The organism is Pseudomonas abietaniphila (assembly GCF_039697315.1).
GTDB classification, from domain to species: Bacteria; Pseudomonadota; Gammaproteobacteria; order Pseudomonadales; family Pseudomonadaceae; genus Aquipseudomonas; species Aquipseudomonas abietaniphila_B.
The window spans coordinates 1,031,094-1,044,772 of sequence record NZ_CP155619.1 but is presented as its reverse complement, the minus strand read 5'-3'; the positions used below and the strand labels follow the sequence as shown (position 1 = coordinate 1,044,772).

The following is a 13,679-nucleotide window of genomic DNA, read 5'->3' as shown; positions in this document are numbered from 1 at the left end:
GGGCAGTGATGGCAGTCTAGCGGCAGATTGTTTATATGCGCGCGTTCATATTGCCCGGATGCAATTTTGGCCCCGCTCCGCTAGCATTAGCGGTCTTCCGCAACCCAGTCGCGACGGTTTTCAATGAGTTATCAGGTTCTTGCACGTAAATGGCGTCCGCGCTCGTTCCGCGAAATGGTCGGCCAGACCCATGTGCTCAAGGCCTTGATCAACGCGCTGGACAGCCAGCGCCTGCACCATGCCTATTTATTCACCGGCACGCGCGGTGTCGGCAAGACCACCATCGCGCGAATCATCGCTAAATGTCTGAACTGTGAAACCGGTATTACTTCCTCGCCCTGTGGCGAATGTTCGGTGTGCCGCGAGATTGACGAAGGTCGCTTCGTCGACCTGATCGAAATCGACGCCGCGAGCCGCACCAAGGTCGAAGATACCCGCGAGCTGCTGGATAACGTGCAGTACGCGCCCAGCCGTGGCCGCTTCAAGGTCTACCTGATCGACGAAGTGCACATGCTGTCCAGCCACTCGTTCAACGCCTTGCTGAAAACGCTGGAAGAGCCGCCGCCCTACGTCAAGTTCATCCTGGCGACCACCGATCCGCAGAAGCTGCCGGCCACCATTCTGTCCCGTTGCCTGCAGTTCTCCCTGAAAAACATGACGCCTGAGCGCGTGGTCGAGCACCTGACCCACGTACTGGGCGCCGAAAACATTCCCTTCGAAGACGATGCGCTGTGGCTGCTCGGTCGTGCCGCTGACGGCTCGATGCGGGACGCCATGAGCCTGACCGACCAGGCGATTGCTTTCGGCGAAGGCAAGGTGCTGGCCGCCGATGTACGGGCGATGCTCGGCACGCTGGATCACGGTCAGGTGTATGACGTGCTGACGGCACTCATCGACGGCGACGCGCGTTCCTTGCTGGAAGCTGTGCGCCATCTGGCTGAACAAGGCCCGGACTGGAGCGGCGTGCTCTCGGAAATCCTCAACGTGTTGCACCGCGTTGCGATTGCGCAGGCCTTGCCTGAAGGCGTCGACAACGGTCACGGCGACCGGGACCGCGTGTTGGCGCTGGCCCAGGCATTGCCGGCCGAGGACGTGCAGTTCTATTACCAGATGGGCCTGATCGGTCGTCGCGACCTGCCTCTGGCGCCGGACCCGCGCGGCGGTTTTGAAATGGTCCTGTTGCGCATGTTGGCCTTCCGCCCGGCCGACAGCGATAACGCGCCGAGACAGCCGTTAAAGTCAGTGGGGATCAACCCGGCCACGGTTGATTCCCAGACAACGGTGGCCGGTGCAGCGCCTGTTGCGCCGACACCTGCACCGGTTCCGGCAGCAACAGCGCCTGCTCCTGTTCTGGAAAAGCCTGCGCCCGTGACGCCGCCCGCGCCCGCTTATGCGCCTGCGCCGGTCGAGGAAGTGGACCTGCCCTGGAACGAACCCAAAGCGGCGTCGCCGATCAGCGAGCCTGAGCCAGAGCCAGAACCGGTCCCTGCATCTGTTGCGGAGGACATCCCCGAGCCCGTTCTCGACACCGTGGCCGAGCAGCCCGAGTTGACGCCCATGCCGACGCCCGCGCCTGCGAGCCCGGTGCCGGATGCGCCGGAAGTCGAATCACAGGAACACATTCAGGCGGCCGCCGAGGTCGTCACCCCGGCGATGCTTGAGCATGTGCCTGACGCCGTGCCGTATGTGCCTGCGCCCATGGAGCGTGACGACGAACCGCCACCCGACGACGATTATTACGAGCCGGACGTGGACATCGACCCGGCGTCGTTCGCCTATCTCGACGACCTGGCCCACGACACGGCCGAGGCGGTGGAGAAAGAGCCTGAATTGTTGCCAGCTGCGAAGCCTGCGACCGGCCTTGCCGCCGACTGGCTCGACCTGTTCCCGAAACTGCCGATTTCCGGCATGACCGGCAGTATTGCCGCCAACTGCACCTTGATTTCGGTAGACGGCGACAACTGGTTGCTGCACCTGGACCCGGCCCACAGCGCGCTTTTCAACTCCACGCAGCAGCGCCGACTGAACGATGCGCTGAACCAATACCATGAACGCACCCTCAATCTGAGTATCGAGCTGATCAAGCCCGAGCAGGAAACCCCGGCTCAGGCGGCGGCGCGGCGGCGTGCCGATCGCCAGCGTCAGGCCGAGGCGTCGATTCACGCCGATCCGTTCATCCAGCAAATGCTCGAACAGTTTGGCGCCAGGATCCGTGAGGATACGATTGCCCCCGTGGATGCTCCCGCTGTACAGACCCCTTAATGACCACAAGGCGCTAAGCTGATTTAGCGCCGCGCAACGACCCCATCGACTTTCGAGGAGAATTCCCATGATGAAAGGTGGCATGGCTGGCCTGATGAAGCAGGCCCAGCAGATGCAGGAAAAAATGGCCAAGATGCAGGAAGAACTGGCCAATGCCGAAGTGACCGGCCAATCGGGCGCTGGCCTGGTGAGCGTGGTGATGACCGGTCGTCACGACGTCAAGCGCGTCAGCCTGGACGACAGCCTGATGCAGGAAGACAAGGAAATCCTTGAAGACCTGATCGCCGCCGCCGTCAACGACGCCGTGCGCAAGATCGAAGCGGCCAGCCAGGAAAAAACCGCCAGCATGACCGCTGGCATGCAACTGCCGCCAGGCATGAAGCTGCCGTTCTGATCGAGCGGGTTTGCTGCACCCAAATGCCAGGCCAAGTGCCTGGCATTTTTGTAAGCGTTTCTGGACGACCGACGGATACTCGCCGGGCGGCGCAAGCCCTGTGGGAGCGCATTTATTCGCGATTGGCCAGCCGCCTCGACACATTCCTGTCACCTGAACCACTTTTTCGCGAATGAATTCGCTCCCACATTAGTCAAGCGTCTGATCTGTGATGGCTGAGTCGATTTCATGGATGCCTTTGTCGTCAAGCCTCGCTGCTACGGGTTACCCCTTTCGACGCCTGGGGTGTTTTCTGCGTTCATTACGCGTTTCATACTACCCGCCACATCCAACCGAACCCCTTCTGTACGACACGGTCTGCTTTCTACAGCCTGTCACTCATCGATAAAGGAACCGCTCCGATGTCGCAAGAATTGATCCTCAACCAGCGTGTCGTCCTGGCCTCCCGACCCCAAGGTTCGCCAACGCCGGAGAATTTTCGGCTTGAGCGCGAGGCATTGCCTGACCTGAAGGACGGCCAGGTTCAACTGCGCACGCTGTATCTTTCCCTCGACCCGTACATGCGCGGTCGCATGAGTGACGCGCCGTCCTACGCGCCGCCCGTGGAAATCGACGCCGTTATGGAGGGCGGGGCAGTCAGCGTGGTCGAGCAATCGCGCAACCCGGCGTTCAAGGAAGGCGATCTGGTGGTCGGGCAAACCGGCTGGCAGACCCACAGTATTTCCGATGGCAAGAACCTGATGCAGGTGCCCAAAGACCTGCCGAGCCCGTCGATGGCCGTGGGCGTGCTCGGCATGCCGGGCATCACCGGTTACATGGGCTTGATGAACATCGGCCAGCCCAAGGCCGGCGAAACCCTGGTGGTCGCTGCGGCGTCCGGCGCGGTTGGCTCGGTGGTCGGGCAAGTCGCCAAGCTGCACGGTCTGCGCGTGGTCGGGATCGCGGGTGGTATCGACAAATGTCGCTACGTGATGGACGAGCTGGGCTTTGACGCCTGTATCGATCACAAGAGCGAGCATTTTGCCGAGCAGTTGAGCGAGGCCTGTCCCAGCGGCATCGACATCTATTTCGAACTGGTTGGCGGCAAGGTCTTCGAAGCGGTACTGCCACTGCTCAACCAGCACGCTCGCATACCGCTGTGCGGCCTGATCGCTCAGTACAACGCCCAGCGTCTGCCCGACGGACCGAATTACCTGCCGCTGCTGATGCGCACGCTGTTGACCAAGCGCGCGAAGATTCAGGGCTTTATCGTCTACGAGGAGTACTACCACCGCCTGGAAGAATTCATGCAGGCCATGGTGCCGTTGGTGAAGGACGGCAAGGTGAAATTCCGCGAAGACGTGGTCGATGGCCTGGAACATGCGCCGGATGCCTTCATCGGCATGCTCGAAGGCAAGAACTTCGGCAAGCTGGTGGTGAAGGTGTCGTAAGCGTGATTTGACGCTCACCGGAGGCGCGGGTATAAACCGCGTCTCGTGTATTTGTCGGACCTTTCCCCAATGAGCTTCAGCCCACTGATTCGCCAGTTGATTGACTCCCTGCGCATTCTGCCCGGCGTCGGTCAGAAAACCGCTCAGCGCATGGCGTTGCAGTTGCTTGAGCGCGATCGCAGCGGTGGCTCACGCCTGGCTCAGGCGCTGAGTCAGGCCATGGAAGGCGTCGGACACTGCAAACAATGCCGCACCCTCACCGAAGAAGAACTCTGCCCTCAGTGTTCCGATGTGCGTCGGGACGACACGCTGCTGTGCGTGGTGGAAGGCCCGATGGACGTGTATGCCGTCGAGCAGACGGGCTATCGCGGTCGCTATTTCGTGCTCAAGGGGCATCTGTCGCCGCTCGATGGCCTCGGGCCTGAGGCCATTGGTATTCCGCAACTGATGGCGCGGATCGAAGAGCAGGGCACGTTCACCGAAGTGATCCTGGCGACTAACCCGACCGTGGAAGGTGAGGCCACCGCGCATTACATCGCCCAGTTGCTCAACAACAAGGGCCTGATCACCTCACGGATTGCCCACGGCGTGCCGTTGGGTGGGGAGCTGGAACTGGTGGACGGTGGCACGCTGGCGCATTCGTTCGCCGGGCGCAAGCCGATACAGCTTTGAGGTTTTGCCAAGCACTGTAGGACTCGGCTTGCTGGCGAAGGCCTCGGGTCAGCCACATGCAGAGTGAATGACGCACCGATGTCGCGGGCAAGCCGGCTCTAAAGTGGAGGCCGCTTGGTCTGGCGGGCTTATTTATCGGTCAACGCAAACTGCGTCAGGCAGAACGTCGGGATTTCCATGTCTTGCAGGCGCTGCGAGCCGCCCAGTTCAGGCAGGTCGATGATGGCGGCCGCTTCATGCACTTTTGCGCCCATGCGGCGGATGAGATTGGCGGCTGCGATCAGCGTGCCGCCCGTGGCGATCAGGTCATCGAACATCACCACCGAGTCGCCGTCGCACAGGCTGTCGGCGTGGACTTCCAGAAACGCTTCGCCGTATTCGGTCTGATAACCCTCTGCCAGCACGTCGGCGGGAAGCTTGCCCTGTTTGCGGAACAGCACCAGAGGTTTGTTGAGCTCGTAGGCGATGATCGAGCCGATCAGAAATCCGCGTGCATCCATGGCACCCACGTGGGTGAAGTCCGAATCGATGTAACGCTGCACGAAGCTGTCCATCACCAGGCGCAACGCCTTGGGCGATTGAAACAGTGGGGTGATGTCGCGAAAAATGACGCCAGGCTTGGGAAAGTCCACCACCGGGCGGATCAGGGATTTGAAGCTGAATTCGTCGAAAATCATCGAAAGGTCTCGGGCAGGCAGTACACGCGAAGAGCGTAGTTTAAGCCTGCCCGGTCTGTGCCGCCATCAGCTTTCCAGCGAACCGCCCGCCAGCGCGCACAGCTGGATGGGGTCAAGAATGTGAATTTCCTTGCCTTCGGCGGCGATCAGCGCGTTCTGCTGAAAGCGGGTGAACACCCGAGACACGGTCTCCACCGCCAGCCCCAGGTAATTGCCGATTTCGTTGCGCGACATGCTCAGGCGGAACTGATTGGCTGAAAAGCCGCGCGCCCGGAAACGGGCAGACAGGTTGACCAGAAAGGTCGCAATGCGCTCGTCTGCTGTTTTCTTCGACAGCAACAGCATCATTTGTTGGTCGTCGCGGATCTCGCGGCTCATGACGCGCATCAGCTGACGACGCAGTTGCGGCAATTGCACCGACAACTCATCCAGACGCTCGAAGGGGATTTCACACACCGAGGTGGTTTCCATGGCTTGGGCGGAGACCGGATAAGCCTCTGCGTCCATGCCTGACAATCCGACCAGTTCACTGGGCAGATGGAAGCCGGTGAGCTGTTCTTCACCGCCGTCGCTCAAGCTGAAGGTCTTCAGCGCGCCGGACCGCACGGCATACACCGAATCGAAGGTGTCGCCCTGGCGAAACAGGAACTCGCCTTTTTTCAGGGGACGGCCACGTTTGACGATCTCGTCGAGTGCATCCATGTCTTCAAGGTTCAATGAAAGCGGGAGGCACAACGGGGCCAGGCTGCAATCCTTGCAGTGAGCCTGGGTATGAGCGCGCATCTTTACTGGCTCAGACATCGGGTAATTCCTTGTAATAAAACACACATAAGTCGTAAGGGTAACCCACGGGTCAAGGCCTCGACTAGCACGCGCCCTCCATGGCGTGAAATGAATTCCTGCTGCTACTACGCAAATGTCCTAGATCACTCGCGAAAACCGCTGACGGTTCTGCACACTCATGTAAGCGTCGAAGACCATACAGATCGAGCGCACCAACAAGCGGCCGGCCGGGGTGACGCGGATGCCGTTGCTGTCCAGGTGAATCAGTCCGTCTTTGGCCATCTGCAGCAACCTGGGCCAGATTTCGCTGAAATAGCTACGGAAATCGATACCGAATGCTTCGTTGATCGGGCCGAAATCGAGCGAGCAGTGACAGATCAACTGCTGAATGACCGCACGCCTTATGCGGTCGTCATCGTTGCAGATCAACCCGCGTTTGGTCGCCAGTTGATCGCTGGCGATCAGGTTCTGATAGTCGTTGAGGTCGTTGCTGTTCTGCGCATACAGGTCACCGATCTGGCTGATGGCCGAGACTCCCAGGCCGATCAGGTCGCAATGGCCGTGGGTGGTGTAACCCTGGAAGTTGCGCTGCAGCGTGCCTTCTTCCTGAGCAATGGCCAGGTCGTCATCGGGCAGAGCGAAGTGGTCCATGCCGATGTAGCGGTAACCGGCCCCGGTCAGCTGCTCGATGGTGCGCTGCAGCATCTGCAGTTTATGTTCGGCGCTGGGCAACTGCGCCGTGTCGATACGCCGCTGGGGCATGAAGCGTTCGGGCAGGTGCGCGTAGTTGAAAACCGACAGACGATCGGGTTGCAGGGCAATGACTTCGTCGACCGTGCGCGCGAAACCCTCGGGTGTCTGCAGTGGCAGTCCGTAGATGAGGTCGATGTTCACCGAGCGAAATTGCAGCGTGCGGGCGGCTTCGACGATCGCGCGGGTTTCATCCAGGCTTTGCAGCCGGTTGATCGCGCGTTGCACCAGCGGATCGAGGTCTTGCACGCCGAGGCTGACACGGTTGAAGCCCAGTTCACGCAGCAGGCCCATGGTCGACCAGTCGGCCTCGCGCGGGTCGATCTCGATGCCGTAGTCGCCGGAGTGATCGTCCAGCAGGGTGAAGTGCTGGCGCAGGTGCGCGATCAACTCACGCAATTCGACATGGCTGAGAAAGGTCGGCGTGCCGCCACCGAAATGCAGTTGCTCGACCACCTGACGACCGTCGACATGGCGAGCGATCGTCTGGATCTCCTGTTTCAGTCGCTGCAAATAAACTTGAGCGCGGCTGCGATCTTTGGTGATGACCTTGTTGCAGGCGCAGTAGTAGCAAATGTTGGCGCAGAACGGGATGTGCACGTACAGGGACAAGGGACGCACGGTCTTGCGGCTTTCACGCAGCGCATGCAACAGATCGAACGCACCCACCTGCGTATGAAACTGCACCGCAGTGGGATAGGACGTGTAACGCGGTCCTGTCAGGTCGTAGCGGCGGATGAGGTCAGAGTCCCAACGAAGGTCGTCGAGCATGCGGGCATTCCCGAAAAGGCTGGCGGTGAAGGCAGTTTAGGGAGAGCGGATCGGGCCACTATTGACCTGGATCAATGGATGGCCGACATCCTCAGTGGGAGCGAATTCATTCGCGAAAGGTAGGGTAGGCGACAGAGGTCCAGCGACCCCATCCTGCCAATCGCGAATGAATTCGCTCCTACAGGAAGCTAACGCGCCCGACGGGTGGGTTAATGTTCAGTGCCCCATCAACCAGTGCTGGTGCGGGCCGGGCAGGGTCCACAGGCCAAACAGAATGACCAACAGTCCCCCGGCGACCCGCACGCTCCGTTTGCGCAGCAAGGCCGTGGTGCGTTCGGCGGCAAGCCCGGTGGCGATCAGGACAGGCCAGGTGCCGATCCCGAAGGCCAGCATCAACAGCGCGCTGTAAAGCGCATTGCCCTGACTCGCCGACCAGAGCAGGGTGCTGTAGACCAGTCCGCAGGGCAACCAGCCCCACAATCCGCCGAGCAGCAACGCGCGAGGCAGGCTCGACACCGGCAGCAGTCGGCTGGCAACCGGCTGAATGTACCGCCAGAGCCAGCGTCCCAACCCTTCAATGTGCGTCAGACCGCTCCACCATCCCGCCAGGTACAGACCCATGGTGATCAACAACAGGGCAGCCATCACACGGAGCACCATCGCGCCGGGGCTGTTGGCGACCGCCCATCCCGCCAGGCCAATCAGCAATCCCGCGCAGGCATAACTGAAAATGCGCCCGACGTTGTAGGCCAGCAACAGGCGAAAGCGTCGGCTGCGTTGCTCTTTGGGGATCGCCATGGTCAACGCCCCCATCAGGCCGCCGCACATGCCCAGGCAATGCCCGCCGCCGAGCAGGCCGAGGATCAGGGCCGAGAGCAGTTGGGGGAGTAGATCAGACATGGTGGTGACCCGGTGCCGTGATGGCGGCCGCCGGGGCCTCTTCGTGAGCAAGCTCACTCCCACAGGGGAAGGGTGTCGAGTCGTGAACAGGCGTGAAGATCATTGTCCGTAATGGGTTTCCATTATCGACAAGCTCCGGCGAATAAAGGTCTGACGTCGAAAAACGGGTCCCCTGTGGGAGCGAGCTTGCTCGCGAAGAGGCCAGTCGATGCACCGTTAATTGTGGATTCATCACCCGATGTTCTTCTCGTCCGCTTGCTGCCCGCTTTTTCCCGACGCCTCATCCACCCCGGCCTTGTGCCCCGGATCCTGATCATCGAACAGAATGCTGTGCGCCGGACCGTCGAGGTCATCGTACTGACCGCTGTCCACCGCCCAGAAAAACACGTAGATCGCCACCGCCACAATCAGCAGGGCCACCGGGATCATGATGTAAAGCGCGGGCATTGAGCCTCCGAAATCCAGGGCGTGTGCAGAGAAAACGCGTTCATGCCGGCAATGGCCGGTGGCTGCCGACCAACGCAGGCGTGGCCGCATCGACCTTCATGCGCGTCAGACGCAGCGCATTCAGTACAACGATCAGCGAACTGACGGACATGCCCGCAGCCGCCCACAGGGGCGTGATCCAGCCCAGCGCGGCGAACGGCAGCATGAGGCCATTGTAAAGCGCAGCCCACCACAGATTTTGCAGGATGACGCGGCGCGTCCGCCGAGCCAGCGTGAACGCCTGAACCAACGCCTGTAAACGATTGGACAGCAGCACTGCGTCGGCAGTTGTTTTCGCCAGATCGGTGGCAGACCCCATGGCAACGCTGATGTCAGCGGCGGCCATGACCGGCACGTCGTTGATGCCATCACCCAGCATCAACACCTTGTGCCCCTGCGCTCTGAGCTCTTGCAGAATCTGCAGCTTGTCATCCGGGCGCAGACTGCCGCGCGTTTCGTCGATGCCCAATTGTGCGGCCACGCTGGCGACCATCGGTGAGCTGTCCCCGGACAGTAGCAAGGTCTTCCAGCCACGCTGCTTGCAGGCCTGGACCAAGGTGGCGGCGTCGTCGCGCACGCGATCGTCCAGCACCAGCCAGGCCAGCACCTGAGTCTCGTCGCCCAGCAACAACCATTGACCGGGCTCATCCGGCAGGGTCGGCACGGGGCTGTCACTGAGCGCACAGACGAAGTCTGCCTGACCGATGCGCAGTTGTCGCGTCCCGACGCGTCCCTCAAGCCCCAGGCCCGGCGTGCTGACCACGTCGTCAGCCATCAGCGGCGTGTTGCCGAACGCCCGGGCGATAGGGTGTTCCGAGCGGCTTTCAAGCGCCGCCGCCAGGCTCAGACACTCTTCACTGCCCAGCGGTCCCAGGCTGCGGATCGTCCTGAGTGTCAAACGGCCTTCGGTCAGTGTGCCGGTCTTGTCGAAGATCACCGTATCGATCTGATTAAGCCCTTCCAGCACGTGTCCACGCGTCAGCAGCAGCCCGAGTGTATGCAGCGTGCCGGTGGCGGTGGTCAACGCCGTCGGTGTCGCCAGTGACAGCGCGCACGGGCAGGTGGCGACCAGCATGGCCAAGACGATCCAGAATGCTCGACTCGGGTCCAGCTGCCACCACATCACGCCGATGACGGCCGCGGCAATCAGCGAGATCAGCAAGAACCACTGCGCCGCGCGATCAGCGATCTGCGCCAGGCGCGGTTTCTCGGACTGAGCGCGCTCAAGCAACCGGACGATGGCCGACAATCGGGTCTCGGGGCCGAGGGCGAGAACTTCGACGGTGAGCACGCTTTCGACGTTCAGCGTGCCCGCGGTCACGGCATCGCCGGGGGCGCGCGGGTGAGGCAGGTATTCTCCGGTGAGCAGCGATTCATCGATGCTCGACTGACCGGCAACAATACGTCCGTCTGCCGGCAGCACCGCGCCAGGATGCACCATCACCTGGTCGTTGAGGCGCAGCTCACTGAGCAGAATCCGCTCGCTCTGACCGTCCTCATTCACGCGCAGGCAGGACGCAGGCAGCAGGTTGATCAATTGCGCGGTGGCGGCCGCGGTGCGTTCCCGCGCGCGCCGTTCCAGGTAGCGTCCGGTCAGCAAGAACAGCGCGAACATGCCCACCGCGTCGAAGTACAGCTCGCCGACGCCGGTGATCGCGGTCCAGATGCCAGCCACGTAAGCCAGGCCGATGGCCAGTGACACCGAGACATCCATTGTCAGATGACGCGTGCGAAGGTCTCGAAAGGCGCCTCTGAAAAACGGCGCGCAGCTGTAGAACACAATCGGCGTGGTCAGAAACATCGCCACCCAGCGCAGGATGGTGTGCATTTCGGGACTGAGGTCAATGTTGAATTCAGGCCACGTGGCCATCGTCGCCATCATGGCCTGAAACCACAGCAGGCCGGCAACGCCCAGCTGACGCAGGCTGCGCCGGTTATCTTGCGCCAACTGCTCGCTGGCTTTGTCGGCCTGCCAGGGATGGCCTGCGTAACCGATGCTGCGCAGTTCGTTCAGCACCTGGCTGAGCGGCAGGGCAGCGTCTTTCCAGCGCAGGTAAAGTCGGTGACTGGACAGGTTCAGGCGTGCTTCTACGACGGCCGGGAAGGTTCGCAAATGGCGCTCGATCAACCAGCCACAGGCGGCGCAGCTGACGCCTTCGATCATCAGCGTGGTCTCGGCCAGGTCCTCGTCGTGCAGCACGAAAGGTGCCTGCACGTCGGGCCGGTCGTACAGCGCCTGCTCGTCGAGCAATTGTGAAGGCAGGGCCTGCGGATTGGTCGAGGCTTCGCTGCGGTGGCCGTAATAGCTTTCCAGGCCGCCCGCGACGATGGCCTGTGCCACGGCCTGACAACCGGGGCAGCAGAATTCACGGGCTTCGCCGAGTACCACAGCGGTGAAACGACCTCCAGGTGGAACGGGCAGGGCGCAGTGGAAACAAGGCGTTATGACCACGGATCGTTCCCACGCGCTGCGTGGTAAAGAGGGTCGTGACGCTCGATCGTCATTCTCACTTCTTTTCCGCACCTTGAATCGGTTCGTCACCCAGGATCAGATCCTTGTCGCGGGTGATGGCTTCTTCTTCGAACAGGCGCCAGGTCTGGCTGTTTTCCACGCCCAGCAGTTCGACGAAGCGCCGGCCCTCGACCTTGTCGCTCATCTGGCCGACGTAGCGACCCGGCTGGGCAGGGTTGCGCGCGAGCACGATCTTGCGGTCCTTTTCCGGTTGGGTCGGCGAGATCAGGTTCATTACCAGCGTTTCAGGGCGGCTGTTCCCCGTCAGTCGCAGGTCGGCTTCGCCCGTCACGTCATCGAGGGTGACGGTCGCACGCAGTTTCAGTGTCTGGGCAAGCAGCTCACGGTCCAGTGAGCGGTTGATCCCTTTACCGGCTTCGTAATAGTTGTCGTTGACCAGGTTGTCGGGGTTGTTGACCGCAATGGTCACCATGGACAGCGTCAGCGTGACCGAGCAGGCCAGAATGGCGATGATGATCCACGGCCAAAGATGCTTGTACCAAGGGCTTGAGGCAGTTGCTGCGGTCATGTCTGACATCTCTTAACGAACGTGTGGGCCGATGAATCGGCTCTTGGCTTGAATTTCGGTGCCGCTGTTTTCAATGTCCTTGAGGTTGAACGTCACCTCGTTGGTGCTGGACGGGAGTCTTTCCGGTGAAACCGACAGCTCGACCGGCAGGGTGAAGATCTCGCCGGCGGCCACCTTGATCTCCCGTCGCCCTTGCAGTTTCAGGTCCGGCAGACCCGTGGCGTCAAGCACGTAGGTGTGATCGACCTGATCCTTGTTCATCACCTTCAGGCTGTAGACGTTTTCGATACGCCCTTCGGCATTTTCGCGATACAGCACGCGGTCTTTGCTGACGTCGAAGCCCACCAGCGAGCGCATGAAGAATGCGCCCGTCAGCGCGCCGATCATCACCACCAGCACCACCGCATAACCGATCAGACGAGGCCGCAGCTTGTGCGTCGTTTGCCCGGACAGGTTGTGTTCGGTGGTGTAGCTGATCAGCCCGCGAGGGTAGCTCATCTTGTCCATGATGGTGTCGCAGGCATCGATGCAGGCGGCGCAGCCGATGCACTCGATCTGCAGCCCGTCGCGAATGTCGATTCCGGTCGGGCACACCTGCACGCACATCGTGCAATCGATGCAGTCGCCCAGTCCGTTCGCCTTGTAATCCAGCTCCTTTTTGCGCGGGCCACGTTTCTCGCCACGACGTGGGTCATAGGAAACGATCAGGGTGTCCTTGTCGAACATCACGCTTTGAAAGCGCGCGTACGGGCACATGTAGATGCACACTTGTTCGCGCAGCCAGCCCGCATTGCCATAGGTGGCGAGGGTGAAAAAACCGATCCAGAAATACGACCAGCCGTCCGCCTGGCCAGTGAAGAAGTCCACGGTGAGCTCGCGGATGGGTGAGAAATAACCGACGAAGGTCAGGCCGGTGACGAACCCGATCAGTAGCCACAGGCTGTGTTTGGCCAGTTTACGGGTGAACTTGTTGGCGCTCATTGGCGCCTTGTCCAGTTTCATGCGCTGGTTGCGGTCGCCCTCGGTGACCTTTTCGCACCACATGAAGATCCAGGTCCACACGCTCTGCGGGCAGGTGTATCCGCACCAGACGCGCCCCGCGAATACGGTAATGAAAAACAGCCCGAAGGCGCTGACGATCAGAATGCCGGACAGCAGGATGAAATCCTGTGGCCAGAACGTCGCCCCGAAAATGTAGAACTTGCGCTCGGGCAGGTTCCACCACACGGCCTGATGGCCGCCCCAGTCGAGCCAGACGGTGCCAAAGTACAACAGAAACAGCACCAGTCCGCCGCCGATCCGCAGGTTGCGAAACAGCCCGGTGAACGCCCGGGTGTAAATCTTCTCCCGAGAGGCGTAGAGGTCGACGGTGTCATCGTCTTTTTTGGCCGGCGGCGTGACGTTGTGTACCGGAATCTGGTTGCTCATCGCAGCATACTCATCGAGGCGTGCTCATTGAAGCGGTCCACGGCGGTGGGGAGGTGCCTCGGTCAGTACGTGCCGGCCGAGGTCA

12 protein-coding genes are annotated in these 13,679 nt (G+C 61.2%); 4 read left to right on the top strand and 8 right to left on the bottom strand.

Annotated features, from left to right (window positions below; all coding sequences use genetic code 11):
• Nucleotides 1–123: 123 nt before the first annotated feature.
• The 4 genes from dnaX (at nt 124) to recR (ending at nt 4,758) form a co-directional block, all read left to right on the top strand.
• The gene (gene dnaX, locus ABDX87_RS04575; RefSeq protein WP_346831810.1) at nt 124–2,262 is read left to right on the top strand and encodes a DNA polymerase III subunit gamma/tau; all 2,139 of its coding nucleotides are present in this window, start codon (nt 124–126) and stop codon (nt 2,260–2,262) included.
• A gap of 67 nt (nt 2,263–2,329) precedes the next feature.
• The gene (locus ABDX87_RS04570; protein ID WP_062385680.1) at nt 2,330–2,656 is read left to right on the top strand and encodes a YbaB/EbfC family nucleoid-associated protein; all 327 of its coding nucleotides are present in this window, start codon (nt 2,330–2,332) and stop codon (nt 2,654–2,656) included.
• A gap of 401 nt (nt 2,657–3,057) precedes the next feature.
• A complete protein-coding gene (locus ABDX87_RS04565) occupies nt 3,058–4,086 on the top strand; it encodes an NADP-dependent oxidoreductase (RefSeq protein ID WP_346831809.1) in 1,029 nt (342 codons plus the stop codon).
• 69 nt (nt 4,087–4,155) lie between these two features.
• The gene (recR, locus tag ABDX87_RS04560; RefSeq protein ID WP_074755055.1) at nt 4,156–4,758 is read left to right on the top strand and encodes a recombination mediator RecR; all 603 of its coding nucleotides are present in this window, start codon (nt 4,156–4,158) and stop codon (nt 4,756–4,758) included.
• A gap of 128 nt (nt 4,759–4,886) precedes the next feature.
• On the opposite strand, the gene ABDX87_RS04555 is transcribed toward recR, so the two are convergent.
• The 8 genes from ABDX87_RS04555 to ccoG all read right to left on the bottom strand — a co-directional run bounded on the left by ABDX87_RS04555 (nt 4,887) and on the right by ccoG (nt 13,594).
• Nucleotides 4,887–5,435: an adenine phosphoribosyltransferase gene (locus ABDX87_RS04555; RefSeq protein ID WP_346831808.1), complete on the bottom strand. Its 549-nt coding sequence runs from the start codon at nt 5,433–5,435 to the stop codon at nt 4,887–4,889.
• Between the two features lie 66 nt (nt 5,436–5,501).
• Complete coding sequence (gene fnr, locus ABDX87_RS04550) at nt 5,502–6,236, bottom strand: fumarate/nitrate reduction transcriptional regulator Fnr (RefSeq protein WP_346831807.1); 735 nt, start codon at nt 6,234–6,236, stop codon at nt 5,502–5,504.
• A gap of 120 nt (nt 6,237–6,356) precedes the next feature.
• Nucleotides 6,357–7,739 (bottom strand): oxygen-independent coproporphyrinogen III oxidase, encoded by a 1,383-nt coding sequence (hemN, locus tag ABDX87_RS04545; protein WP_346831806.1) that lies wholly within the window; start codon nt 7,737–7,739, stop codon nt 6,357–6,359.
• 216 nt (nt 7,740–7,955) lie between these two features.
• The gene (locus ABDX87_RS04540) at nt 7,956–8,639 is read right to left on the bottom strand and encodes a sulfite exporter TauE/SafE family protein (protein WP_346831805.1); all 684 of its coding nucleotides are present in this window, start codon (nt 8,637–8,639) and stop codon (nt 7,956–7,958) included.
• Between the two features lie 231 nt (nt 8,640–8,870).
• Nucleotides 8,871–9,086, bottom strand: coding sequence for a cbb3-type cytochrome oxidase assembly protein CcoS (gene ccoS / locus ABDX87_RS04535; RefSeq protein WP_346831804.1), 216 nt, complete (start codon nt 9,084–9,086; stop codon nt 8,871–8,873).
• A gap of 40 nt (nt 9,087–9,126) precedes the next feature.
• Nucleotides 9,127–11,577 carry a heavy metal translocating P-type ATPase gene (locus ABDX87_RS04530; protein ID WP_346831803.1) on the bottom strand — a complete coding sequence of 817 codons (2,451 nt, stop codon included), beginning with the start codon at nt 11,575–11,577 and terminating at the stop codon, nt 9,127–9,129.
• A 55-nt stretch (nt 11,578–11,632) separates the two neighbouring features.
• Nucleotides 11,633–12,166 (bottom strand): FixH family protein, encoded by a 534-nt coding sequence (locus tag ABDX87_RS04525; protein WP_346831802.1) that lies wholly within the window; start codon nt 12,164–12,166, stop codon nt 11,633–11,635.
• Nucleotides 12,167–12,178: 12 nt separating this feature from the next.
• On the bottom strand, nt 12,179–13,594 hold the full coding sequence (gene ccoG, locus ABDX87_RS04520; protein WP_346831801.1) for a cytochrome c oxidase accessory protein CcoG: 1,416 nt from the start codon (nt 13,592–13,594) through the stop codon (nt 12,179–12,181).
• Between the last annotated feature and the right edge of the window lie 85 nt (nt 13,595–13,679).